Origin of the sequence: Pedobacter sp. SG908, assembly GCF_011759615.1 — a bacterium.
In the GTDB taxonomy this organism is placed as follows: Bacteria; Bacteroidota; Bacteroidia; order Sphingobacteriales; family Sphingobacteriaceae; genus Pedobacter; species Pedobacter riviphilus.
This window is the reverse complement of sequence record NZ_JAAOYY010000001.1, coordinates 3188983-3213308: the sequence shown is the minus strand read 5'-3', so window position 1 is coordinate 3213308 and position 24326 is coordinate 3188983. Positions and strand designations below refer to the sequence as shown.

The following is a 24326-nucleotide window of genomic DNA, read 5'->3' as shown; positions in this document are numbered from 1 at the left end:
TCAAACTATTATGAAAGAAGGCGAAGATTTTTACTTTAACGAAGATGGGTTAATGGTTTTTACCGAATCCTACCATTTAAAGCGGGGTTATTGCTGTAAAAATAAATGTAAGCACTGTCCATGGGGTTATGGGAAGAAGAAAGAGAAGAAGTGATGCAGTTGGCAGTTGGAAATTTTCAGTTCACACTTCTCAATTTTTGTCTCGTTTTTCCTGACCAAAACGAACACGATAATAAACATCACTTAGTGTTACCTCAAACCCCATCGAAACAAAACTTAGCACATCAGTAATCTCTTCATGTTTATTGAGCGCCCAATTTTGCTCATCATTAATATAATAAAATTGAAAACTGCCAACTGAACTAGTGCCCGGCAAAGAAACCGATCAATGCTACACCAATCCCTAATAAAACGGCAATCATTTTACGGGTATTGATTTTATGATCGGCACTCGATTCAAACAATATGGTGGTAGAAATATGTAAGAAGATACCAATTACAATGCCCATAATTTTATTGAAATAAGCATCAAGGCCTCCAATAGTGCCGTTGCTTAAACCAACACTTACGTAAAAACCAAGGGGCGCCATAATAGCAAACATAACTAGATAAAATACAATGCTGCTTTTTTTAAAATGATTCTGCATCAATATACTTGCTAATGCAAAGGCTGCAGGGATATGGTGTAATGAAATTCCAAAAATAAGCTCATTATGTTGCTCTTTTGCCAATGGCATTCCCTCTAAAAAAGCATGCAAACACAAACTGATCATAACCCCGAAAGGAAATACATGCCCATCGTGATGTTTATGGATGTGGCCATGTTCTACACCTTCTGAAAACTGTTCTAAGAAAATTTGTAATAAGAAACCAATAAGGATAAAAATGCCAATCTGCCATTTGTCGGGCCCGCTGTAGGCATCTGGAATCAAATGTAAAACCGTAATGGCAAATAAATAGGCTCCACTGAAAGACAAAATTAGTTTAAGTAATTTAGATTTATCACTTTTAACCAAAAAGATAGCTGTTCCGCCTAAAAAGGCACAAAAAAAGAGTACACAGAGTTTCCAGATTTCCATAAGTTAAAAATCAGGTTGTAATTTTTTAAATATTATCGAACAGATAATGCCTATTGTTATACCTAACAAGGCGCCAACGGTTACATCAACGGGGTAATGAACGCCAACATATACTTGCGCAAAACTGATAATAAATGCCCAGAAGATACCAATAGGTAAAATAGGTTTCCATCTGCTATAAAAAATGCAGATTAAAAAAACAGCTATGGCAAAATGATTGGTAGCATGCGCCGAAGGAAAACTTAAGCCACTTCCACAAGGTACACGGTGAATAATATCGTTCGCCAAACTTAAATCATTACATGGCCTTACACGCGATACTAAGGGCTTTACAACCCTCGAGGCGATTAAATCGCCCATAGCAAAAGTGAACAGCACCATGCCGATAATGTAATAGCCCTGCTTTTTATATTGTTTGATGCAAAAAATAACAATAAAAAGATAAAGTGGCGACCAAAAGAATCGGTTACGCATTAAAGGCATCAGCCAATCAAAAAAATTGTTTGAAAGCCCGCGGTGGATTTTCAAAAACAATTCTACGTCAAATTGCTGTATGCTTTCTATCATGCTTTTTTACAAATTAAAATTAACCGATCTGAGCTGTTTTCATCAAAATCAGCTAAACCATAGCTGCCAAAAGTTTTTTCAATCACCATTCCGGCCTTGGTAAGCATACGCTGAAAATCTTCAAAACTAAACGCCTGAACCCTTTCTTCGAAATTATATACCTTTTGTTTGTCTTCGAAATTTATCTTTTTAATAATTTTCCCATCAATAACATTTTTGGTAATGTGAAAAGTTATTCCATCAAGTGATTTCGTTTCACAGGAGTTTAAATTACGGATGATCTTTTCGGTGTTGAAATAATCAAGCACCAAAATACCATCGGCAGTTAAGCATTTGCGAAAAGTTTTAAGCGCATTTACATGGTCTTTTTCTGTATCAAAATAACCAAAACTGGTAAATAGATTTAAAGCTATATCAAAATAATTGATGTAAAACAGCCTCCGCATGTCGTGAACAAGGAAGTGTAATTTGCTGTTTTCGAATTGTTTTGCATACTTTATGCTTTGTTCCGATAAATCTATTCCCGTAACATCAAAGCCTTTTTTATTCAGGTAAATAGAATGCCGGCCTTTTCCACAGGCAATATCGAGCATTTTAACATCGGCTTTAGGATTTAAAAAATGCGTGAGCTTATCAATGAAAAACTCGGCTTCAGCATCATTTCGTTGTTGATAAAGAATATGATAATATGGCGAATTGAACCAATATTGAAACCACTTGCGCTGCATATAAAAGCCGTTTGTATCTTAAAAGGATGCAAATATAAGGTTTTACAATCGCTAGTAAAGTTAGAATTTGTTTTTATGCAATAAAGTTGCAAGAATATTATGAATTGATTTTTTTATGGCATTGCAAATGAACTTGTAATTCATCACTATTGCTTTTGCCTATCATCTTTATTTAAAGCCTGAAAATATTAGCAAAAAAAATCAATCGAACATTTCAATTAAACACACGTTTGTTTTTGGCGCTTTGCCTAATTCTATAAAATTGATCTTATAAAAACAATGTAAATTAACTTGCACAGGTAGGTTGAAATGACGGCTATCTTGTTTTTTTTCTTATTTTTGAGCCTCAAATAAATTATATAAAGTGACTTTAATAAAATCGATTTCAGGAATACGAGGAACCATTGGCGGAAGAGCTGGAGACGGCTTAACCCCATTTGATATTGTGAAATTTACCGCTGCCTTCGGTAGCTGGGTGGTGCAAAAAACAGGCAATAAAAGAATAGTTTTAGGACGTGATGCCCGTATTTCGGGTGAGATGGTGAATAACCTGGTTATCGGAACGCTACAAGGCCTGGGTATTGAGGTAATCGATTTGGGGTTATCTACTACGCCAACTGTAGAAGTAGCTGTACCTGATGAAAAAGCGGGAGGCGGAATCATTTTAACCGCAAGCCATAACCCAAAACAGTGGAATGCCCTAAAATTATTAAATGCCAGCGGAGAATTTATTAGCGATGCTGACGGAAAAGAAGTTTTAGATTTAGCAGAAAGTGCTGATTTTGATTTCGCTGATGTAGATAAACTAGGTAAAGTAATTAAAAATGATACTTACCTTCAAAAGCATATCGATAAAGTTTTAGCATTACCATTGGTTGATGTTGAGGCAATTAAAAAGGCTGATTTTAAAATAGTAATCGACTGTGTAAATTCAACTGGCGGTATTTTTATACCTGCCTTATTAAAAGCTTTGGGTGTGAGCAAGGTGGTAGAATTATATTGTACTCCAGACGGACATTTTCCGCACAATCCAGAGCCACTTCCTGAAAATCTAACTGAAATATCGAAAGAAGTTCAGAAACAACATGCCGACTTAGGTATTGTAGTAGACCCTGATGTTGACCGTTTATGTTTTGTGAACGAAGATGGTAGCATGTTTGGTGAAGAGTATACTTTGGTAGCAGTAGCCGATTACGTATTGAAAAATACACCAGGAAATACAGTTTCAAACCTTTCATCAACACGCGCTTTACGCGACGTAACTGAAAATGCAGGTACTGAATATAATGCATCGGCAGTAGGAGAGGTAAACGTGGTAAACAAAATGAAAGCTACCAATGCCATTATTGGTGGTGAAGGAAACGGCGGTATTATCTATCCTGAATCGCATTATGGAAGGGATGCCTTAGTTGGTATTGCCTTATTTTTAACGCATTTAGCTAAATTTGGTAAATCAATCTCGGTATTACGCGCTAGTTACCCTCAATACCACATCTCTAAAAACAAAATTACCCTTACGCCAGAAATGGATATTGATAATTTGTTAAAACAGGTAGAAGAAAAATATAAAAATCAACCATACAGTACAATTGATGGTTTGAAGATAGAATTTGATAAAACTTGGGTACATTTGCGTCGTTCTAATACTGAGCCGATCATTAGGATTTACAGTGAGGCAGAAAATGAAACCATCGCTGAGAATTTGGCGAATAAAATTATTTCTGACATTAAAGAAATATTACACCTTTAATCCTTAAAGGATTTCAGGATTAAGCATAACACGTTCGGGGTTTAATAAAACGATTAAACCCCGGACATTTAAACAGAGACCGCCCTTAGCAAGGCATCTTTGCAATACTAACTTTTAAATATTCGTAGAAATGAAAAGGGTCTATTTAGATAATGCGGCCACAACGCCTTTAGATACGGCAGTAATCGCAGAAATGACAAACGTGATGGAAAACTATTTCGGTAATCCATCTGCCATTCATGCGCTTGGCCGCGAGGTGAGAACGCTTGTAGAGAAAGCCCGTAAAACCGTTTCTGGCCTGTTAAATGCATCTCCATCAGAAATATTTTTTACTTCTGGAGGTACCGAGGCCGATAATACAGCTATCCGTTGCGGAATTTCAGCTTATGGAATTAAACATGCCATTACTTCAAAAATAGAGCACCATGCAGTTGAGCATACTTTAAATACGATGCTTAAAAATGGTGAGATCGATAAATTAAGCTTCGTTAATATTGATGAAAAAGGAAATATCGATTATAACCATTTAGAAGAACTGCTTCAAAATAACGAACGTACATTCGTTTCGTTGATGCATGCCAATAACGAATTGGGTACCCTGACCGATATGGTTAAAGTTGGCGATATCTGCGAGAAATACGATGCCATTTACCATGCCGATACCGTTCAAACCATGGGGCATTACCCGCATAACGTACGCGAGCTTAAAGCCCATTTTATTGTTTGCGCGGCACATAAACTTCATGGACCTAAAGGTGTTGGCTTTTTATATGTAAATAGCAACATTAAAATTCCACCAATGATTTATGGTGGAGCGCAGGAACGCAATATGCGTGGTGGTACCGAAAATGTATATGGTATTGTGGGCTTAGCTAAAGCCTTAGAAATTGCTTATGCAGAAATGGATCAGCATCAATCGTACATTCAGGGCTTAAAAGATTATTTGAAAGCACAGTTAATTGCCGAAATCCCAGGAATTGCTTTTAATGGCGAAACAGATGCCGATAAAAGTTTGTACACTGTATTGAATGTATCGTTCCCGGAGATGGACATGGCCGACATGTTGTTATTTAATTTAGATATCAATGGTATCTGTGCTTCTGGTGGTAGCGCATGCTCTTCTGGTTCAAATATAGGCTCGCATGTGTTAAATGGTATTAACGCCGATCCAAATCGCCCTTCCGTGCGCTTTTCATTTAGCAAATACACTACAAAGGAAGAATTAGATTACGTAATAGAAAAAGTTAAAATGGTAGTAAAGCAAAACGCTTTAGCTTAAAATATCATTAACCAAATAGGAGAGTCCCGGTGAGAATCGGGACTTTTTTTATGCGATAAAGCATAGTTTGAAGTCTATTTTTTTTTGGAAAGCAAAGACAGCATTTCATTTTAAGGTTAGCCCTGCTTTCCGTTTCAAGTCCTCGCTGCGCTGTGGGCTTTATACTCCAATCCAGGTTTATATACAGAGGCTGGTGTAGCTATTTGCGGTTAAATAGCTTAATGCCTAATTTCTTCTGCACCCTGCAGCCCAAAATAGTATTAAAGGCTGTGCCACTTAAACCTGATCGGAATGGGCATCCCGATTCTTCGCCGGGATAAAGTGGAGAGCAGGACTGTATTTGCCTAAATGCCACCGTGGCTGATTTCAAAAAAAACAATCAATTTCGAGGTGCCTTCAACTGACTATTTAAATCAGTAAAATTCTCTTGCAAAATTCAAAAATAAGACTTATATTTAATCAAGATAAAGGCTATTCACGCCATTTTAATGTAGTTCCAGAACGAAACCTTATCAAATTCCCCGTGGTATAAGGTTAAGCAAATTTTAAAAAGCTTTTTTTACTAATGTATTGTGCAGTTTAAAAAGGCATTCTGATTAAAATTGTTAACCCTGAAAACTAACCATGTTTTCAACAATCTATATCGTCATGGAAAAGAGCCAAAACAATCAAAATCTAGAGAACGCGAAACAGGAAGAAAAATTAAATGAAGAAAGGAAACACATTTACAAGTTTATCCTTAATCCATTTTCGTTTGAATCTTCAAATCATTTCAATAAAATCCATAAAAGAAGATTTCATTCTTTCGGCTGCATTCACGAATTAGGAAACCTTCCCGGAGCAATGCTGTAATTGCGAAAGGTAAACATGGTATTAATGCTAACGGCTTTTCTAAAGAGGCCAATACTTGTTCGCGCTGTAAAGGAACGCTTTGGTTAACAGGGAAACCACCAGTTGGAAGATGTTATGCTGCGTTTGATGGGGCGTTAAATATAAATTTAGGGCCTGATTTCGATTATTATTTGCAGCGGGTATCTTCTTTTTATTGCTCTAGGTTAGGCATTGCGTCATGCTGAATTTATTTCTGCATCTTATTTGCAGGAAAAACCCGATTACTTGGTTGGTGACTCACCAACCATTAAACTAATTTTTTATCATTAATCTTACTAGTCTTAACGTCTCGTTAAAACTTTAGTTTTTGCTACGGAAACATACATAAAGAATAAGATTAATGGAGAGGTCCTCGTGAAACACTAAGACTAGAAAATTTAAATCGCCAAACCCATTCCCAAAACAGCTAAGAAAAAACAATCTTATTTTTCACTTGTTCCTTTAATACATCAATTTACAATTGCTATGGAAACAAAAAAGGAAAAAGGTAAAGTTGTTGAGAACGATTTGCTAGATAAAAAAGTAGGAGATGTGAGAGATCATGATTCTTTAGATGAAAATAAATCATCGAAAATAACCACTAATCTTTTTAACAAAGATGATAAACGCAAGAATAATCCACTGGGGCCTGGGCATGAGCCCGGACCGACACCAGGTTCTGGAATATAATAGCTCAGAATATAATTAACGAACAAAATGATTAAATTTAAACCACGGCAATTGCTGTGGTTTTTTTAGCTTAATCCCAAAATGGAAAGAAGAAATTTTATTAAGAATTCGGCATTGGCTATGGCCTTACTGTCAATTTATAAAACAGATGTTTTTGCACAGCAAGAATTGTTACGTGCTTATAACTTTAAACCATTGCGTAATAATGTAGGTATATTTACGGAGCAGGGTGGTACAATAGGGTGGCTAAATTCTAGCAATGGTTTTGTAGTGGTAGATGCTCAATTTCCGGCTACTGCACCTCATGTGATCGAAGAATTAAAAAAACTAGGTGAAAAACCTTTCAAATACCTGATTAATACGCATCATCATGGCGACCATACTTCCGGGAATATCTCCTTTAAAGGTTTGGCCGAGAAAGTTGTGGCACATCAAAACTCACTGGTGAACCAAAAAAGAGCAGCAGAGAAAGCAAATAATTTAGATAAGCAATTACTACCCGATGCTACTTTTGGAACAAAATGGACTGCAAAAGTAGGGAATGAGAACATAAAAGCTTATTATTATGGCTCTGGCCATACCAATGGCGATGCCGTTTACCATTTTGAGCATGCCAATATTGTCCATGTGGGCGATTTAGTCTTCAATCGTAAATTTCCTTATATTGATAGAGAAAATGGGGCACACATTGGCAATTGGATCACTGCGTTGGATAAAATTTTAGCCCAGTTTGATAATGATACCCTGTTTATCTGGGGGCACAGCTTAGACCCCGAAAAAGTAACAGGAAGTAAAGCAGATGTTAAAGCTTTTCAAAATTACCTTCAGAATCTTTTAACTTTTGTTGGCGGAGAAATCAAAGCTGGCAAAAGCAAAGAAGATATCTTAAAAACAGCTACAATTCCAAATGCACCTGAATGGCAGGGAGATGGCATACAAAGGAGTTTAACTGCTGCTTATGATGAGCTGAAAGGGGTTTAGGTAACCAAGCTTATTAGAATTTATTAACCACAGATAAAAGGATGCGCACAGATAAGGGATGAATCTATCCTGTCTGCGTGCATCTGTGGCTAAATAAAGATATTTATCGCTGTAGCAACGAACAACCAAATCTTTTTTCAATTTATAAACGTTCTATATTTAAAATAATTCTTTCAACGTCATTGAATTACCGTAGGCTTTAGTGTTTAACAACTATATTTGTTACAATTCAAAATCTACAGCCCATGGATGATTTTATTGCAGCCCGTTCCCAAATGGCCTTATCGTTAGGCTTCCACATCATTTTTTCCTGTATCGGCATGGTTATGCCTTTCTTTATGGCCGTATCGCATTATAAATGGCTTAAAACAAACGATGAGGTGTATAAAAACCTTACAAAGGCCTGGAGCAAAGGTGTAGCCATTTTTTTTGCTACTGGTGCGGTATCGGGTACCATGTTATCTTTCGAATTAGGATTACTTTGGCCAAAATTTATGGATCATGCCGGACCGATATTCGGAATGCCCTTTTCTCTTGAAGGAACAGCTTTTTTTATCGAAGCTATAGCCCTTGGCTTTTTCTTATATGGCTGGAATAAGCTAAATAAATGGTTCCATTGGTTTACAGGAATGGTAGTTGGCGTAAGTGGTTTGGCCTCTGGGATTTTGGTAGTTGCCGCAAATGCCTGGATGAACAGCCCGACGGGTTTCGATTTTGTAAACGGGCAATACCTTAATATCGATCCCATACAGGCTATGTTTAATAAAGCCTGGTTTAGTCAGGCATTGCACATGTGCTTGGCCGCATTTACCGCTACAGGATTTGCTGTGGCAGGCGTTCATGCTTTAATGATCTTACGGAACAGAAATGCATATTTTCATTTAAAAGCTTTTAAAATAGCTGCTGTATTTGCCTGCATTGCTGCTTTGTTACAGCCATTAAGTGGCGATCTCTCTGCAAAAGATGTTGCCATACGCCAACCTGCTAAGCTTGCTGCAATGGAAGCGTTGTATAAAACAGAAAAGCCTGCACCACTTTTGATTGGTGGCATTGTTAACGAGAAAGATAAAACGGTGAAAGGTGCAATCGAGGTACCAGGGGCATTAAGTTTCCTGGCGCATGGCGATTTCAATGCTGAAGTTAAGGGCTTAGATCAGATTCCTGAAAACGAACATCCTCCAGTGGCTATAACCCATTATGCTTTCCAGATTATGGTGGGAATTGGCACGCTGCTGCTTTTAGTATCTTTAACTTATTTCTTTATTCTATTTAAAAAGAAACCTCTAACCGAGAAACGCTGGTTGTTGAAATTATTTGTTGTGGCCATTCCGCTTGGTTACATCGCTTTAGAGGCAGGTTGGGTAGTGACGGAGGTTGGTAGGCAACCGTGGATTATTTATGGCGTTATGCGCACTAAAGATGCCGTTACGCCGATGCCTGGTATTGCTTACTCATTTTATATCTTCTCGGCAATTTACGTTTCTTTAAGCATTATCGTAACATTTTTGCTTTACCGCCAGATTAAAATGGTTCCTGTATTGTACAATAATCCCGAATCTAATAAATAAGAGCAGATGAAAGAAGTTGTAATTATATTTTTATGCATGGCTATCCTGCTTTACTTTTTATTGGGTGGAGCCGATTTTGGCGCTGGTATTATAGAGCTTTTTACTTCAACCAAAAACAGGAGCAGAACGCGTAAAACCATGTATCATGCCATTGGCCCAGTTTGGGAGGCAAACCATATGTGGTTAATTATTGCCATTGTAATCCTTTTTGTAGGTTTTCCGCATATTTATACCACCATGTCTGTTTATCTGCATATTCCATTGGCGATTATGCTTATCGGAATTATTGCGCGCGGCACCGCCTTTGTATTTCGCCATTACGATGCTGTTAAAGATGATATGCAGTGGTTTTATAACCGTATATTCAGGTATTCGAGTTTTGTTACCGCATTATTTCTCGGCATTATTGCAGGAAGTTTAATCTCGGGGCATATCGATACGCAGGCAACCGATTTCTATACGGCCTATATTTCTGGCTGGTTAAACTGGTTTTCTGTTGCTGTAGGCTTATTTACTGTCGCGCTCTGTGGTTTTCTTGCTGCAATTTACCTTATAGGTGAAACGAAGGAAGCACATGATAAACGCCGGTTTATTAAAAAGGCCGAATTTATGAATGTGGCAGCTGTAGTTTTTGGTGCAATGGTATTTATTGCTGCACAGCGTGATGGAATTCCTTTAATTGAATGGGTTTTTAAGAGTAATGTCGGTTTATTGGCCATTATTTTGGCCAGTTTATCCCTTGTGTTGTTATGGTACCTGTTGATTAAAGGTAAAACCAAGGTTTTACGCATTTTGGCAGGCTTCCAGGTTACGATGATCCTCCTGGCAATAAGCTATGCCCATTTCCCGAATTTTATCCGTTTAAAAAGCGGAAATGCGATTTCACTTTTAGAAACTGCCGGACCTGAAAAAACCATTTATAGTTTAGGCTTGGCTCTTTTATTAGGTAGTGTATTGATTTTGCCTTTTTTAGGGTATCTGTTTTATAAATTTCAGAAGAAAGAGGAGTAAAAAAAATTAATACTACTATTGATAGATTTTAAAATCGGCCGTCATTCCCGCGCAGGTGGGAATCTTAATGAAGCGCAATAAGCTTTAGGATTCCCGTTTTCACGGGAATGACGAGCTGGCGATGACTAAGAATGACTGCATATTCAGAATTGCAAAAAAAGAGCACCTGTTTCCAAATGCTCCCTTACAAATCAATTCAAAAATCTTACCTACAAACCACCTTTTCTGTTCGATTTCGTTTGAACAGGCCAGGTTGCTGGCTTGCCTGTACGTTCATTAACCGGTAAATCGGTTGCTTTTTCGGTTGAAGTTTTTTCAGGATCCTCACAAGCCATATAAACCATAATGGCAGCTAAAATCACATTGCTTCTGATTTCATCGAAAACCAACTTATCGTAGCTGTCGCGGTTGGTGTGCCAGGTATATGTGCCATAATCCCAGCTGGTAGAACTTAATGAATAACCTAAAGCCCCGGCAGCTACAAATGAAGCAAAATCTGAGCCTCCTGCACCAGGCGATCCTGGAAAGTTGGTTTTGATCTGGTTTTTAATGGTGTCTGGTACTGCAGCCAGCCAACGGGTAATGTAATCTTTCGATTTGGCAAAACCCTGTCCGCCAATGTTAACCACACGGCCAGTACCGTTATCCTGATTAAATAAAGCTTGAAGATTGCTTACAATTTCTGGATGATCTTCTACAAAAGCCCTGGAGCCGTTTAAGCCTTGCTCTTCGCTACCCCAATGGCCAACCAAAATGGTACGTTTTGGGTTAGGATAAATTTTCTTTAAAATGCGCATGGCTTCCATCATTAAAATAGTACCCGAGCCGTTATCGGTAGCACCGCTTGCGCCATCCCACGAATCGAAATGTGCCGATAGCATAACATATTCATTCGGTTTCTGTGTGCCTTTAATTTCTGCGATCGTATTAAAAGTAGGTACTACGCCCAACTTCTTAGCATCTGCTTCGATCCTTAATTTAGGCTTGTCTCCATTTAAGGCCAAACGGTAAACCAGGCCATAATCTTCAACAGATAAATCTAAGGTTGGGATCTTTTTAGTATTTGCACCGAAAATTTTATCTACGCCAAAACCCTGCGACCAATTGTTGATCACTACTGCTACTGCACCTGCATTTTCTATAGCTACAGGAAGCGTTTTTGCGGTTAAACCCGTTTTAGTTATACTGGCTGTCCATGCTTTAGTGGCATCGGCTTTTTCTTTTTTAAATTTTTCGAATAGATCTTTGGTGGCAAATTCTTCCCAGTTTTTTTCTGGTCGGCCAGAAAGCTGGTTCATCGAAATCAATACAATTTTACCTTTTACATTGGGTAACCATTTCTGAAAAGATACCGAATCGGTAATTTCTGGCAAAATAATCGCTTCTGCATTAATGGCTTTACCATTGGTTGATGGGCTCCAGGCCAATTGCGTGCCTTCTAAAGTGCGCACACGTGGACTTACCAGATCGATATGGGTAATACCTCTTTCCCAACCTGCCCATTCGCCCCATTTTTCATTTTTGGCAGAGATGCCCCAATCACTATATTTTTTAACTGCCCAATCGTTGGCCTGTTTCATTTGCGGCGAACCAACCAAACGCGGCCCAACTACATCAAGCAATTCGTGCGCAAGTTTCTCTAATTGAGAGTTTTCGTTTACTTCTTTAACAATATTGTCGATTACTTTCCTGTCTTGCGCAAAAACGCTTGCTGAAGTGCACAGGAATAGTGCAGAAAATAGTAGTTTTTTATTCATAATGAGTTAGGGTTGATTATTTGATAAGCTAATTTATGAAATAAGCAGTAGGGTTGAAGGATGTTAATGGAAATGTTGCAGTATGAGGATCGTCATTGCGATAGCAATCTTTTGCCTTCGGTTCTTAAGGGCATAAGGTTAAGTATTTATACTTGAAATAAGGATTGAAGTTGGCGAGCCATTAAGCTTTGAAGAGAATTCCTTAATTATATTAATATATTTTTTTTACCTACATTTCCATACTTTAAGCAAACTTATAAATGATGAAAAAAACGGTCTCTTTAATATTGCTACTCTTAGTTGGACAGTTTTCCTTCTCTCAGCAGAATGTTATTGCAAATGCCAAGCGTACAGCACAATTGATGATAGATAATTATCTAAAAAAAGATTATGAAAACTATGTTAATTTTTTATACCCTACAGAAATTAAATATAGAGGTGGTAGAAATAAGTTTGTAATGCTGTTAAAATCTAACGATGAACATAGTAAACTTATTAATATAAAAACGGTTAGTCAAAAGATAATGGGTATCTCAAAAGTTTACCATGCGGGAAAAGAACTTCATTGTGCTATTTCCGTTGAAAATAAAAGCAGTGGTGATGAGGGCTTAATGATTTTAAGGACAACATTACTCGCCATCAGTGCTGATCAAGGTAAAACGTGGAAATTTATCACTACCGGAGATAAAACCCCGACTCAAGTGCACAAAATGGTGCCTAAATTTAATGAAGATCTGATGTGGGATGCAGGTTCTTTTAATGTGGTAAAAAAATAGCACAAAAAACTGTTGACTAAACTAAAAAGGTCAGATGGTAATATCTGAACCCCGCTATCACACTTTCTCTGTATATTCCCGGCAAGACATTACTAAAAACTGCTCTTCTGGATCTTATCATGAAATGGCAAATACTCAGCTAAGGCTGCAGAGCCATACCAATTATATAATTCTGGTTCCAGTAACTTGGCTTTTATTGCCGGATCGCTTTCTAACAATTGTTTGGCTTCTTCGATCGATTTTGTGTTTAGAATGAAAATTCCCCGATAATTTTTATCGTTTTTACCCATCGGACCAGCAACTACGAGTTTTTGCATCTCGACCATTTTGCCCATGTTAGCCATGTGGCCTGCAAATAAACTATCTGTTTTTGCTTTTGTTTCTGTAATGTTTGTACCCGATTTCAGCATAACCAGCACATACATTTTCATGCCGTAATTATCGGCTCCGAGTTTTTTAGCTAAAGTTTCATCATAAGGGGCCTTGGCTTTTTTCTCCTGCGCTTGTATAGCGAGCGTAACGGTGATCAGGGAGATTAATAAGAATATCTTTTTCATTTTAGTTATGGTTTGGTTAGTTTAAAAATAAGAAAAAAAGTAGCGGTTTTGTCTTGGCCAGACGGGCTTCTTTCTTTTTCTTGATAAAAGGAAACAAAAATCAAGGCTTGCGAATCTTTGTCGCAAATCCTAAATAAACCTTTAAAAACAATCCTAAGCCGTGTGAGGGGTAGTGGGTTTTTGTTTATTCCTGCACACTCGTAGGATTTCTTACTTCAGTACTTATTAAAACGGACTGCAACAAAGATTTATTTGCATTTGCTTCCAAATCTTCTGATGCCGGATGCGTTCTTCGGAAAGGTTAGGGGGATTTAAAGTTTGCGCCCACATGTGTATTAAGTTTGGGGGGAGTTTAATAGACTCGTTATGGGGTCCGCTCAAAAGAACCACTTGCTCATGTTAAATAAACCTGATTGCCGCGTAAAGCTCGGAGTGTAGCGAGGACTTGAAGCAAAAAGCAGGACTGAACTAACCGAAGTTATTAAAGCCCTGCTTTCTAAATATTATGAATTCATTTTTTTTGGCACCAAGACCAATGAACTAACTAGTTGTTCATCATTTTAATAAAAGCGCCCAATTTAGCTTTCATGGCTCTTCTATCTACAATAAAATCAAGGAAACCGTGCTCCAGAACGAATTCTGAAGTTTGAAAACCTTTCGGTAAATCTTTTTTGATGGTTTCTTTAATTACCCGCGGACCTGCAAAGCCGATCAGTGCGCCTGGTTCAGCAATATTAATATCGCCTAACATGGCGTATGACGCAGTCACACCACCAGTAGTCGGATCGGTTAATAAAGAGATGTATGGAACTTTAGCCTGGCCCAATAAAGCAAGTTTGGCCGATGTTTTAGCCATTTGCATTAATGAAAATGCGGCTTCCATCATACGTGCACCACCTGATTTTGAGATCATCAGGAACGGAATTTTATGTTTGATGCTGTAATCGATCGATCTTGCAATTTTTTCGCCCACAACAGACCCCATAGACCCGCCGATAAAAGCGAAATCCATACAGGCTATTACGAGGTCTTGTCCTTCGATTTTACCAACACCGGCACGGATAGCGTCTTTTAAGCCCGTTTTAGCCTGACTTTCTTTAATTCTATCGGTGTAAGGTTTATTATCGTTAAAATTCAAAGGGTCGCCAGACGTTAGGTTAGGGAACAGCTCTTTAAACTCGTTATTATCAAATAAAACCTCGAAATATTCTTTTGAGCCTACTCTCAGGTGGTAATCGCAGTAATGGCAAACATATTTGTTTTCCTGAAGTTCTGCCTGATGTAGCGGTTTTTTACAATTCGGACATTTATTCCACAAGCCATCTGGTGCTTCTTTTTTCTCTTCTGTTGTGGTGATGATACCTTTTTTTTCTCTCTTAAACCAAGCCATATAATTTTTTGAAGAATTGGATTGCAAAGAAACGAAAAATAAAATAAAGTCGAACCTTTATTAGATGTAAAAATAGTCAATGTTTAGTTGGTTGATAGTAGATTGCCAATTGTGCAGGTAATTGAAAACTGGTATTTGGTTATTGGCAACTGCAAACTGAAAACTGAGGTGTGTCTTTTTTACACTAAGGATAATGTGTTTTTTACACTAAATAGGCTTTATTTTGCTGTTAGGCAAATAATTCTGTGGTAAGAAAAGCTTGTAATGTTATTTTTTTTTATAACTTCGGACTTAATAAAATTAACAAGAAATGAGTTTAAAAGGCTACAAAGGCGTAATTTACGGAGATGCCGTTCAAGAATTGTTTGAGCAGGCTAAAAAACATCAGTTTGCTTTACCAGCAGTAAACGTTACCGGTACCAATACGGTAAATGCAGTAATGGAAACTGCTAAGGCAGTAAATTCGCCTGTTATGATTCAATTGTCTAATGGTGGTGCCCAGTTTTATGCTGGTAAATCGTTAGATAACGAGAAATTGCAAGCATGTATTTTAGGAGCTGTATCGGCTGCTAAACATGTACATTTATTGGCAGAACATTATGGTGTTGCCGTGGTTTTACATACCGACCACGCGGCTAAAAAATTATTGCCTTGGATTGATGGACTTTTAGACTACGGCGAAAAATTCTTCGCTGAAACCGGAAAACCTTTGTTTTCATCACACATGTTGGATTTATCGGAAGAGTCGATCGAAGAAAACATGGAAATTTCTGCTAAATATTTAGCTCGCATGGCTAAAATGAATATGACTATCGAAATCGAACTTGGTGTTACAGGTGGTGAGGAAGATGGTGTAGATAATAGCGATGTAGATAGCTCTAAATTATATACTCAACCTAGCGAAGTGGCTTATGCTTATGAAGAATTGAGCAAAGTTTCTCCCCGCTTTACAGTTGCTGCTGCTTTTGGTAACGTGCATGGTGTTTATAAGCCAGGTAATGTAAAATTGCAACCAATAATTTTGAAAAATTCTCAGGATTTTATCAAAGAAAAATTCGGCTTAAGTGCAGAGAAACCAATCAATTTCGTATTCCACGGTGGTTCTGGTTCTACTCAGGAAGAAATCAGGGAAGCAATTTCTTATGGCGCAATTAAAATGAATATCGATACTGATATGCAGTGGGCATTTTGGGAAGGTATTTTAGAATACTATAAAAAGAACGAAGCTTATCTTCAAGGCCAGATTGGTAACCCTGATGGCGATGATAAGCCAAATAAAAAATATTACGATCCACGTGTTTGGTTACGTAAAGGTGAAGAAGCTTTTGTTAAGCGTTTAACTACTGCTTTTGAAGATCTAAACTGTATCAATGTTAACGATAAACTGTAATTTTTGATAGTTTTTTAAGATTGGATTTTTATTCAATCATTCAAAAAATCAATCATTCAATAATCATAAAAGCGTCATGGGTTTAAAAACTTATGGCGCTTTTGTTTGTTTTATGGTTATATTTAAACAAACAAATTGTAATGGCAAAATCTAAAAACGAAACCAAAAAAAATAACTTTTTTGAGAGGTTCGCTAATGCGGCAACCAAATTTACGGGCAGCTCGATTGCATTTATTGCTGCAACGACGATTGTAATCATTTGGGCATTAACCGGCCCTTTGTTTAATTATTCTGAAACATGGCAATTGGTGATTAATACGGGTACAACAATTATTACTTTTTTGATGGTTTTTTTAATCCAGAAAGCGCAGAATAAAGATGGTAAGGCCATTCAGTTGAAATTGAATGAACTGATTGCTGCACAGCAAGGCGCAAGTAACCGGATGGTAGATATTGAAGACTTGAGCGAAAAAGAATTGGATCAATTGCATAAATTTTACGTTACGATTGCCACTCTTGCCAAAAAAGAGGCCGATATTCATTGTTCGCATTCAATTGATGTTGCCGAGGCGTTAAATGAAATGAAATTAAAATCGAATAAACACTTTAAACACCACGATAATGAGTCTCCACGTTCAAAAAGTTAATCATCCCGAAGATTTAGATAAAGTATTTGCTATCCGTAAGATTGTATTTGTAGACGAACAGAACTGTCCGCCCGAATTGGAATGGGAACATGAAGATGAATCTACACATTTTCTGGCAACCAATAACGGACAGCCTTGTGGTGCCTGCAGATGGCGTAAAACGGATAATGGTTATAAGCTGGAGCGTTTTGCGGTTTTAAAGGATTTTAGAGGACAGGGTGTAGGCCGTGCCTTAATTGCCGAGGCATTATCTGATCTGCCAGAGGATGCACATTATATTTACCTGAACTCGCAGTTAGATGCTATGAGTTTGTACGCTAAGTTTGGTTTTGTAGCTGAGGGAGAGCAATTTGAGGAGGCTGGTATACAGCATTTTAAAATGGTAAAGAAAGTTTAGATTACCTTAAAAAACGATTTCATAACTCAAATTAAGCCAGTCATTTATTTCGATTGGAAAAATGGCAATTGTTCCACCATGAGATTTTATAATAATAAAAATATCTAGTTCACAATAATGAAAAGAACATTTATGATACTATCATTTTTTGGAATGGTAATGGTATCAAAGGCCCAGAAAATAGATACTGTCTATTTTGATTCTAAATGGGTGAAAACTGATAAGGCAAATAAACATTATTACAGAATTATAAAAGAGAATACAGATCGTAGAACTTTCTTTGTGAAAGATTTTTATAGCACAGATACGACACAAATGGAGGGGACATACTCTTCGCTTAATCCTGATATTAAAGATGGAAATTTTGTTTGGTTTTATCCAGATGGAAAGAAAAAAATGGAATCTGTCTTTAAGAAAGGCAAAATGATCAACGTTGTAGAATGGGATGAAAATGGTGCGTTAAAAAAAGCTCCTGACCTTGTTAAAGTAACAAATTCAGTAACAGGTGAAAAAGGTATGGCACTCATAGAAAGAGCACCATCTTACGAAGGAGGGATGTCTGCACTATCGGAATTTATTTCAAAAAATACAAAGTATCCACGGGAATTGGAAAAAGAAGGAGTGAGAGGTAAAGTAGTTGTTCGCTTTACTGTAACCAAGGATGGTGATGTAATCGATCCAGAAGTAATTAAAAGTGTTCACCCACTTTTAGATGCTGAGGCAGTCCGAGTAGTAAAATTGATGAAAAAATGGGAACCTGGTAAGCAAGATGGGAAGCTTATTGATGTGAGATTCACTCTTCCTTTTAATTTTAACTAATTACCGCGAAAATCTATATATAGGAGATCATTGCTATTCACTTAATGTTGACAAGCGAATTATTTTTAGAAAGTAATCTTTATTGTGAGTAAATCAGTGTTTGCTGGTTAAGAAAAACCTACCCGAAAATTCTCCCCGATAAAACCATTGCCTCATTCCATTTATCCATATTAAGGCTTAAACTTTCTCCTTGTGCATTCAAAAAGGCAATTACATCTTCAGTGGCAATGTTACCTGTGAGGTCATCTGCGGCCATGGGGCAGCCGCCAAAACCTTTTAAAGCTGAATCAATACGTTTTACGCCAGAATGATAAGCGGCTTCTATCTTTTCGAACCGTTCAGCAGGTGTGGAGTGTAAATGAATACCGATTTCTGTGCCGTTAAATCTTGAAATTAATCTAGGTAATATAGTGGCTATCTTTTCCGGCGTGGATATGCCAACGGTATCAGCCAAAGACAAAATCTCCACACCTTTACTCACGAGTACATCGGCCCATTTTTCTACAATTTCATAATTCCATTCATCACCATAAGGATTTCCAAAGCCCATCGAGAGATAAACGACCGCTTTCTTGTTGTTTTTAGCACAAAGCGAGAGCATTTCTTCTACCGTACTTAACGATTGTGTAATACTTGAATTGGTATTACGTTGTTGGAAGGTTTCAGAGATAGAAAAGGGGAATCCAAGGTAATTGATATGCTGATACATTGCAGCGCTTTCTATGCCCCTTAAATTGGCTACAATGGCCAAAAGTTTAGTATTCGTGTTGCCTAGATCCAATTGCGCCAGAACTTCAGCTGTATCGGCCATTTGTGGAATGGCCTTAGGTGATACAAAACTTCCAAAATCGAGTGTATCGAAACCTACCTGAAGCAAGAGGTTCAAATATTCAACCTTAAGTTCGGTTGGAACAAAATCGTGCAATCCTTGCATGGCATCGCGTGGACACTCTACTAATTTGAAGTTGTTTTGGCTCATATCTTTGGTTTAACCGCAAAATGCGCAAAGTTTTTTGCAAAGAAAAGGGAAACAATTTTTTATCATCAAAGTTACCTTAAAGACTAAAGACTAAAGACTAAAGACTAAAGACTAAAGACTAAGAAACCTTAACTTCTTCTTTTACTGCTGGTATCTCATCTCTATAATCTACACTTCGATCTTTGGCAAAGGTTCTGATAATTAAACGAGTCCCGCGATCATAACTGAAATAACTCCAAACCCAGTTTACGAAAACAATAATCTTGTTTCTGAAGCCTACCAAGGTCATTAAATGTACAAACATCCAGGTAAACCATGCAAAAACGCCTTGAAAACGGATTTTTCCAATATCTACAACGGCTTTGTTTCTGCCTACTGTAGCCATAGAGCCTTTATCGAAGTATTTAAATTTCTCTAGCGGTTTATTTTCTTTGATGTTGATCAGATTTTTCGCTAAATGATGACCCTGTTGAATAGCTGCCGGCGCAACTCCTGGATGACCATTAGGCGTTTCTTCATCAATGATAGCGGCGACATCACCAATGGCATATACATTTTGATAGCCCACCACTAAATTTTGCGTATCAGTTTTCAATCTACCACCTCTTACCACTTCAGCTTTATCTAAACCGGCTAATACTTGTCCTTTAACACCCGCACTCCAAATTACGGTAGAACTTAAAATTGGTGCCTTATCCTGTAAGGTGAGTGTATGTCCGTCATAACCCAGTACCCTGGTTTCGTTCATGATCTGAACGCCCATATCGGTAAGGAAATCTTTGGCTTTTTTCTGTGCCTGTGGTGACATAACACCCAGTAATTCTGGCGAATTTTCGATCAGGTAAATATTCACCTTACTAAAATCCATTTCTGGATAATCGTTCGGAATAACATGTTTTTTAAGCTCTGCAATAGCCCCTGAGGTTTCAACACCTGTTGGGCCACCGCCCACTACAACAAAGTTTAATAGGGCACTTTTTTTATGTACATCTTTTTCGATCAGCGATTTTTCGAAATTCTGTAAAATCAAACTTCTCAAATCCAACGCCTCGGGGATGGATTTCATTGGCATTGCATTGGCCTCAATTTCTTTATTACCAAAGAAATTACTGGTAGAGCCCGTGGCGATAACCAAATAATCGTAATTGATTCTACCAATGTCGGTTTGTAAACAGTTTTCAGCCGCGTTAACTTCTGTAACTTTGGTTACGCGAAAAATCAGGTTCTTTTGACCTTTAAAAATCTTTCTTAGGGGGAATGCTATGGAATCTGCTTCTAAACCTCCTGTAGCTACCTGATAAAGTAAGGGTTGAAAAGTATGATAGTTATGTTTATCGAGCATAACCACCTGAAAGGGTTTGTTTTTTAAACGTTTAGCTAACTCTATTCCACCAAATCCACCGCCAACTATAACTACTCTAGGGTATTCGCTTTTAGGAAGTTGTAAATCCATTTGTATCGGTTTATCTAATTGCTAATGTAACAAAAAGATAGCCAAAAGGTTTAAAACATGAGCTTTTAAGCTGATCAATTGATGTTTTACCAGAGATATAACGTTGGGATGACGAAGGGCGATTTTGTGGTTTATTGTACTGACTAAAGGTAAATAAACCTGATGGGAGTGGGCATCCCGATTCTTCATCGGGATAAAACGAACAGCAGGACTATCGGAACCGAAGAACCACAGCCCTAGCTTTTCGAAAAAAACTTTGTGCCTTCGTAGTAAAAAAGCGGGCACAAAAAAAGCGCCCCGATACATCGGAGCGCTTATATATTTTAAGAAATTAACCTCTTATTTTTTCTCGGCAGAGCTACCCAGATCAATTACGATCGGAGTAGAGATACATAGTGATGAGTATGTACCGATGATACGACCGATTAACAACGCGAAGATAAATCCGCGGATGCTATCGCCACCGAAAACAAAGATTACCAATAACACGAAAAATACGGTTAATGAGGTTAAGATGGTACGACTTAATGTACTGTTTAACGCGAAGTTGATTAAATTGTTACGGGCTTCGCCATGTAAATCTTCTTTACCAGATTCTTTTAATTTCTCACGGATACGGTCGAATACAACAACAGTCTCTGTCATGGTGTAACCCATTACTGTTAAAATTGCTGCGATAAAATCCTGACCAATTTCTAATGAGAATGGCATAATACCATCTAAAATAGTGTAGAAAGATAATACCATTAACACATCATGGAACAATGCGATTACCGCACCTAAACCATACTGCCATTTTTTGAATCGTACTACGATGTAGATAAACATGAATAAACATGAGATCAATACCGCATAGAAAGCACCGTTTACAATATCACTTGCAATGATAGGCGTTACTTTTTGTGAGCTTACGATTTCATATTTAGAACCTGCTAAACCTTTGTTTAAAGCATCCTCTACAACTTTATCAGTTTTAATATCCTGATCTTCGATGTGGAAAGTAGTGGTAATTTTTACCTGACTATCTTCTCCTGCAGTTTTAACCTCAGGCGTTTCGTTACCGAAAACCGGGTTTAACTTAGTTTTTAAATCTTCAGTGTTAACGGCTTTATCGAAGTGAACCAAGTAAGTTCTACCGCCTTTAAAGTCTACACCTAAGTTTAAACCGCCATTTTTGAAATACATACCAATACCAGCAATAATAATGATAGTAGAGATTACATAGTAAATTTTACGACGGCCAACAAAGTTGAAACTGATGTTTTTAAATGCGTTACGGGTAATGTTGTTATCAAAACTTACATCGATTTTGCGGTTTAATAAAGATTCGAAAACTACTCTCGAAATGGCTACAGCAGCAAATAATGATGAAAGAATACCGATACATAAGGTAGTTGCGAAACCTTGAACCGGACCACTACCGAAAACGTAAAGAATAGCACCTAAAATAAATAAGGTAACGTTTGAGTCGATAATTGAAGGCATTGCATGTTTAAAGCCCTCTTTAATTGCAGAAGCAGTGTTCTTGCCATGCGCAAGCTCTTCACGTACACGCTCAAAAATAAGGATGTTCGCATCTACCGATAAACCAATGGTTAAAACGATACCAGCAATACCAGGTAAGGTTAATACTGCACCAAGTGATACCAGGATACCAATGATGAAGAATAAGTTGATTAACAATGCGAAGTTAGCAACCCAACCTGCACGGTGATAATACAACGCCATGAAGATTAAGATTACGATGAAGGCAATTACGAATGAGATTAAACCATCGTGAATAGCTTGTGCACCTAAAGTTGGACCAACTACGTAGCTACCTGCAATACGTGCAGGAGCAGGTAATTTACCAGCTTTTAAGATGTTAGATAAATCTTTAGTATCTGCCTGAGTAAAGTTACCAGTGATTGATGAAACACCTCCAGCAATTTCGTTCTGCACGGTAGGAGCAGAATAAACCTGATTATCTAATACAATTGCAATAGATTTTTTGTTGTTTGGATCAGCAGCAGCCTCTGCAGTAATTTTTTTCCATTTTGCAGAACCTTCGCTGGTCATGTACATGGTTACTTCTGGTTTACCCTTTTGATCAAAATCTGCACGCGAATCGCTGATTGCCTCACCACCTAAATCTGGTTTGCCATCGGCACTAACTACTTTAATCGCATATAATTCGAAAATTTTCGAACCTTCTCTAGGTTTAACACTCCACATAAATTTCATCGTAGATGGAATAGATGCGGCAACTTCAGGAAGTTTTAAGTAAGCATTAACCTTTGCAGTATCTTTTTGTAATGACATACCAACAACTGCACCTGGCATTAATTGTTGTTGCCCGTTTTGGCCTTGGTAAATCGGAAGGTTAAGAACAGCATACAATGGATTAGATTTAATCAGTTCGGCTTTAACCGCGCTCGAATCTTTTTTACCTAAACCAGCAAGTTTGCCGCCTTTAGCTGTAGTATCTTTAGCAGCGGCTTTTTCTAAACCTGCTAATTTACCACCAGCAGCCGGAGCAGCGGTTGTATCTTTAGCAGCTGGTGCATCAGTTTTTAATGTTGCCGCTAAAATTTTATTAATGTTTTCTAACAATGGTGCAACTTCTTGTACCTGGTATACTTGCCAGAACTGTAATTCGGCAGAACCTTGTAAAAGTTTAGCAATACGCTCTTTATCTTGTACACCTGGCATTTCGATTAAGATACGGTTGCTACCTTCTTGTTTTTGCATGTTCGGACTAACTACACCGAAACCATCAATACGCGAACGTAAAACTGTAAATGAACGATCGATAGCACTGGTTGCTTCTTTTTCTAAGAAAGATTCAACATCGCTATTGCTTGCACTAGGTTTTAACTGAGATGCGTTATCCTGATTAGAAAAATAATCTGCAAGTTTTACTCCAGGGCTTAATTTTTCGAATTCATCAACAAAAATTTTGATGTAATCTTTACCACCGGCATTTAATTGGATCTGTGCGTTTTGAATTGCTTTGTTGAAGTTTGCATCAGTAGGGTTACCCGCTAATGATTTTACCAACTCCGCCAACGATATCTCCATCGTTACGTTCATACCGCCTTTTAAGTCTAGACCCAAATTAATCTCTTTCGCTTTTACCTCTTGATAAGTAAATCCAACAACTGGATAAACTTTTACGGTACCCATCGAATCTAAGTAAGCCTTTTCTTTGGCTAAATCACCCTTCGCAGCGTTTTTTGCGTCTTTTTCTACCTTGGATGCTACCAAAGTAAAAGAAAGTGCGTACGCACAAACGATAGCCAATACTATCGCTATAAACTTAATAAAACCTTTTCCTTGCATTGTTTGTTTAAAATAATTTTGTCTTTCGCTGTTTTTTAACAAGTCGGCAAATCTAATTAAATTTTTAAATTATAGAACCCCTTAATTGATAATTTATTAACATTAATTTTTATCGGGCAATAATCCTTCGAGATTCATCGTGCAGAATTTATTTCGGAGAACTAAATTTAGAATGAAATTGCTTTGGAAAGCAATTGTAGCAGCTTTTGGGATTAAGTTTCCCCCGGCTGATGTTTCAACTTTTTCAACCTCTGTCATGCTAAGGCACGAAGCATCTTTTCATCTATGAGTTCTAAGGTGATTTATAGATCTTTTGT

The 24326-nt window shown here is 37.6% G+C and carries 21 protein-coding genes; 12 read left to right on the top strand and 9 right to left on the bottom strand.

Annotation, left to right across the window (positions count from 1 at the left end; translation table 11 throughout):
* Positions 1-10 precede the first annotated feature (10 nt).
* On the top strand, positions 11-154 hold the full coding sequence (locus FHT21_RS13210; RefSeq protein WP_167295111.1) for a DUF5522 domain-containing protein: 144 nt from the start codon (positions 11-13) through the stop codon (positions 152-154).
* A gap of 208 nt (positions 155-362) precedes the next feature.
* Here the strand turns inward: FHT21_RS13210 and FHT21_RS13205 are convergent, their stop codons facing one another.
* From FHT21_RS13205 to FHT21_RS13195, 3 genes are read right to left on the bottom strand one after another with little or no spacing between them, the layout of a single operon-like run.
* Positions 363-1079: a ZIP family metal transporter gene (locus FHT21_RS13205; RefSeq protein ID WP_167295110.1), complete on the bottom strand. Its 717-nt coding sequence runs from the start codon at positions 1077-1079 to the stop codon at positions 363-365.
* 3 nt (positions 1080-1082) lie between these two features.
* On the bottom strand, positions 1083-1646 hold the full coding sequence (locus tag FHT21_RS13200) for a phosphatase PAP2 family protein (protein ID WP_167295109.1): 564 nt from the start codon (positions 1644-1646) through the stop codon (positions 1083-1085).
* Positions 1643-2374, bottom strand: a complete 732-nt coding sequence (locus tag FHT21_RS13195) for a class I SAM-dependent methyltransferase (RefSeq protein ID WP_167295108.1) — start codon at positions 2372-2374, stop codon at positions 1643-1645. Before FHT21_RS13195 ends, FHT21_RS13200 begins: the two co-directional genes overlap by 4 nt.
* Positions 2375-2738: 364 nt before the next feature.
* On the opposite strand from FHT21_RS13195, the gene glmM reads away from it, so the two are divergent.
* The 6 genes from glmM to FHT21_RS13165 all read left to right on the top strand — a co-directional run bounded on the left by glmM (position 2739) and on the right by FHT21_RS13165 (position 10523).
* On the top strand, positions 2739-4124 hold the full coding sequence (gene glmM, locus FHT21_RS13190; protein WP_167295107.1) for a phosphoglucosamine mutase: 1386 nt from the start codon (positions 2739-2741) through the stop codon (positions 4122-4124).
* A 130-nt stretch (positions 4125-4254) separates the two neighbouring features.
* Positions 4255-5403 (top strand): cysteine desulfurase family protein, encoded by a 1149-nt coding sequence (locus FHT21_RS13185; RefSeq protein ID WP_167295106.1) that lies wholly within the window; start codon positions 4255-4257, stop codon positions 5401-5403.
* A 1356-nt stretch (positions 5404-6759) separates the two neighbouring features.
* Positions 6760-6963, top strand: coding sequence for a hypothetical protein (locus FHT21_RS13180; protein WP_167295105.1), 204 nt, complete (start codon positions 6760-6762; stop codon positions 6961-6963).
* An 81-nt stretch (positions 6964-7044) separates the two neighbouring features.
* Complete coding sequence (locus FHT21_RS13175) at positions 7045-7944, top strand: MBL fold metallo-hydrolase (RefSeq protein ID WP_167295104.1); 900 nt, start codon at positions 7045-7047, stop codon at positions 7942-7944.
* 245 nt (positions 7945-8189) lie between these two features.
* Entirely contained in the window at positions 8190-9512 is a 1323-nt protein-coding gene (locus FHT21_RS13170; RefSeq protein ID WP_167295103.1) for a cytochrome ubiquinol oxidase subunit I, read from the top strand.
* 6 nt (positions 9513-9518) lie between these two features.
* Positions 9519-10523 carry a cytochrome d ubiquinol oxidase subunit II gene (locus tag FHT21_RS13165; RefSeq protein ID WP_167295102.1) on the top strand — a complete coding sequence of 335 codons (1005 nt, stop codon included), beginning with the start codon at positions 9519-9521 and terminating at the stop codon, positions 10521-10523.
* 209 nt (positions 10524-10732) lie between these two features.
* On the opposite strand, the gene FHT21_RS13160 is transcribed toward FHT21_RS13165, so the two are convergent.
* On the bottom strand, positions 10733-12280 hold the full coding sequence (locus tag FHT21_RS13160) for a M20/M25/M40 family metallo-hydrolase (RefSeq protein ID WP_167295101.1): 1548 nt from the start codon (positions 12278-12280) through the stop codon (positions 10733-10735).
* Positions 12281-12540: 260 nt separating this feature from the next.
* On the opposite strand from FHT21_RS13160, the gene FHT21_RS13155 reads away from it, so the two are divergent.
* Positions 12541-13056, top strand: coding sequence for a hypothetical protein (locus FHT21_RS13155; RefSeq protein WP_167295100.1), 516 nt, complete (start codon positions 12541-12543; stop codon positions 13054-13056).
* Between the two features lie 92 nt (positions 13057-13148).
* Here FHT21_RS13155 and FHT21_RS13150 read toward each other — a convergent pair whose 3' ends face one another.
* Entirely contained in the window at positions 13149-13613 is a 465-nt protein-coding gene (locus FHT21_RS13150) for a YciI family protein (protein ID WP_167295099.1), read from the bottom strand.
* A 544-nt stretch (positions 13614-14157) separates the two neighbouring features.
* The gene (accD, locus tag FHT21_RS13145) at positions 14158-15003 is read right to left on the bottom strand and encodes an acetyl-CoA carboxylase, carboxyltransferase subunit beta (protein WP_029276271.1); all 846 of its coding nucleotides are present in this window, start codon (positions 15001-15003) and stop codon (positions 14158-14160) included.
* Between the two features lie 310 nt (positions 15004-15313).
* Between accD and fbaA the strand changes: the two genes are divergently transcribed.
* The 4 genes from fbaA to FHT21_RS13125 all read left to right on the top strand — a co-directional run bounded on the left by fbaA (position 15314) and on the right by FHT21_RS13125 (position 18256).
* A complete protein-coding gene (fbaA, locus tag FHT21_RS13140) occupies positions 15314-16393 on the top strand; it encodes a class II fructose-bisphosphate aldolase (RefSeq protein ID WP_167295098.1) in 1080 nt (359 codons plus the stop codon).
* A 140-nt stretch (positions 16394-16533) separates the two neighbouring features.
* Positions 16534-17040: a low affinity iron permease family protein gene (locus tag FHT21_RS13135; protein ID WP_167295097.1), complete on the top strand. Its 507-nt coding sequence runs from the start codon at positions 16534-16536 to the stop codon at positions 17038-17040.
* Positions 17015-17437: a GNAT family N-acetyltransferase gene (locus FHT21_RS13130; protein ID WP_057933453.1), complete on the top strand. Its 423-nt coding sequence runs from the start codon at positions 17015-17017 to the stop codon at positions 17435-17437. The genes FHT21_RS13135 and FHT21_RS13130 overlap by 26 nt, the downstream gene beginning before the upstream one ends.
* Before the next feature lie 117 nt (positions 17438-17554).
* A complete protein-coding gene (locus FHT21_RS13125; RefSeq protein WP_167295096.1) occupies positions 17555-18256 on the top strand; it encodes an energy transducer TonB in 702 nt (233 codons plus the stop codon).
* Between the two features lie 118 nt (positions 18257-18374).
* On the opposite strand, the gene FHT21_RS13120 is transcribed toward FHT21_RS13125, so the two are convergent.
* The 3 genes from FHT21_RS13120 to secDF form a co-directional block, all read right to left on the bottom strand.
* A complete protein-coding gene (locus tag FHT21_RS13120; RefSeq protein ID WP_167295095.1) occupies positions 18375-19235 on the bottom strand; it encodes a hydroxymethylglutaryl-CoA lyase in 861 nt (286 codons plus the stop codon).
* 118 nt (positions 19236-19353) lie between these two features.
* On the bottom strand, positions 19354-20688 hold the full coding sequence (locus tag FHT21_RS13115) for an NAD(P)/FAD-dependent oxidoreductase (RefSeq protein WP_167295094.1): 1335 nt from the start codon (positions 20686-20688) through the stop codon (positions 19354-19356).
* A gap of 339 nt (positions 20689-21027) precedes the next feature.
* Positions 21028-24009, bottom strand: a complete 2982-nt coding sequence (gene secDF / locus FHT21_RS13110) for a protein translocase subunit SecDF (RefSeq protein WP_167295093.1) — start codon at positions 24007-24009, stop codon at positions 21028-21030.
* Positions 24010-24326: the final 317 nt, after the last annotated feature.

Coding starts and splice junctions, on each gene's coding strand:
- FHT21_RS13210 (WP_167295111.1), top strand. CDS start 11: ATGAAAGAAGGCGAAGATTTTTACTTTAACGAAGATGGGTTAATGGTT.
- FHT21_RS13205 (WP_167295110.1), bottom strand. CDS start 1,079: ATGGAAATCTGGAAACTCTGTGTACTCTTTTTTTGTGCCTTTTTAGGC.
- FHT21_RS13200 (WP_167295109.1), bottom strand. CDS start 1,646: ATGATAGAAAGCATACAGCAATTTGACGTAGAATTGTTTTTGAAAATC.
- FHT21_RS13195 (WP_167295108.1), bottom strand. CDS start 2,374: ATGCAGCGCAAGTGGTTTCAATATTGGTTCAATTCGCCATATTATCAT.
- FHT21_RS13185 (WP_167295106.1), top strand. CDS start 4,255: ATGAAAAGGGTCTATTTAGATAATGCGGCCACAACGCCTTTAGATACG.
- FHT21_RS13180 (WP_167295105.1), top strand. CDS start 6,760: ATGGAAACAAAAAAGGAAAAAGGTAAAGTTGTTGAGAACGATTTGCTA.
- FHT21_RS13175 (WP_167295104.1), top strand. CDS start 7,045: ATGGAAAGAAGAAATTTTATTAAGAATTCGGCATTGGCTATGGCCTTA.
- FHT21_RS13170 (WP_167295103.1), top strand. CDS start 8,190: ATGGATGATTTTATTGCAGCCCGTTCCCAAATGGCCTTATCGTTAGGC.
- FHT21_RS13165 (WP_167295102.1), top strand. CDS start 9,519: ATGAAAGAAGTTGTAATTATATTTTTATGCATGGCTATCCTGCTTTAC.
- FHT21_RS13160 (WP_167295101.1), bottom strand. CDS start 12,280: ATGAATAAAAAACTACTATTTTCTGCACTATTCCTGTGCACTTCAGCA.
- FHT21_RS13155 (WP_167295100.1), top strand. CDS start 12,541: ATGATGAAAAAAACGGTCTCTTTAATATTGCTACTCTTAGTTGGACAG.
- FHT21_RS13150 (WP_167295099.1), bottom strand. CDS start 13,613: ATGAAAAAGATATTCTTATTAATCTCCCTGATCACCGTTACGCTCGCT.
- accD (WP_029276271.1), bottom strand. CDS start 15,003: ATGGCTTGGTTTAAGAGAGAAAAAAAAGGTATCATCACCACAACAGAA.
- fbaA (WP_167295098.1), top strand. CDS start 15,314: ATGAGTTTAAAAGGCTACAAAGGCGTAATTTACGGAGATGCCGTTCAA.
- FHT21_RS13135 (WP_167295097.1), top strand. CDS start 16,534: ATGGCAAAATCTAAAAACGAAACCAAAAAAAATAACTTTTTTGAGAGG.
- FHT21_RS13130 (WP_057933453.1), top strand. CDS start 17,015: ATGAGTCTCCACGTTCAAAAAGTTAATCATCCCGAAGATTTAGATAAA.
- FHT21_RS13125 (WP_167295096.1), top strand. CDS start 17,555: ATGAAAAGAACATTTATGATACTATCATTTTTTGGAATGGTAATGGTA.
- FHT21_RS13120 (WP_167295095.1), bottom strand. CDS start 19,235: ATGAGCCAAAACAACTTCAAATTAGTAGAGTGTCCACGCGATGCCATG.
- FHT21_RS13115 (WP_167295094.1), bottom strand. CDS start 20,688: ATGGATTTACAACTTCCTAAAAGCGAATACCCTAGAGTAGTTATAGTT.
- secDF (WP_167295093.1), bottom strand. CDS start 24,009: ATGCAAGGAAAAGGTTTTATTAAGTTTATAGCGATAGTATTGGCTATC.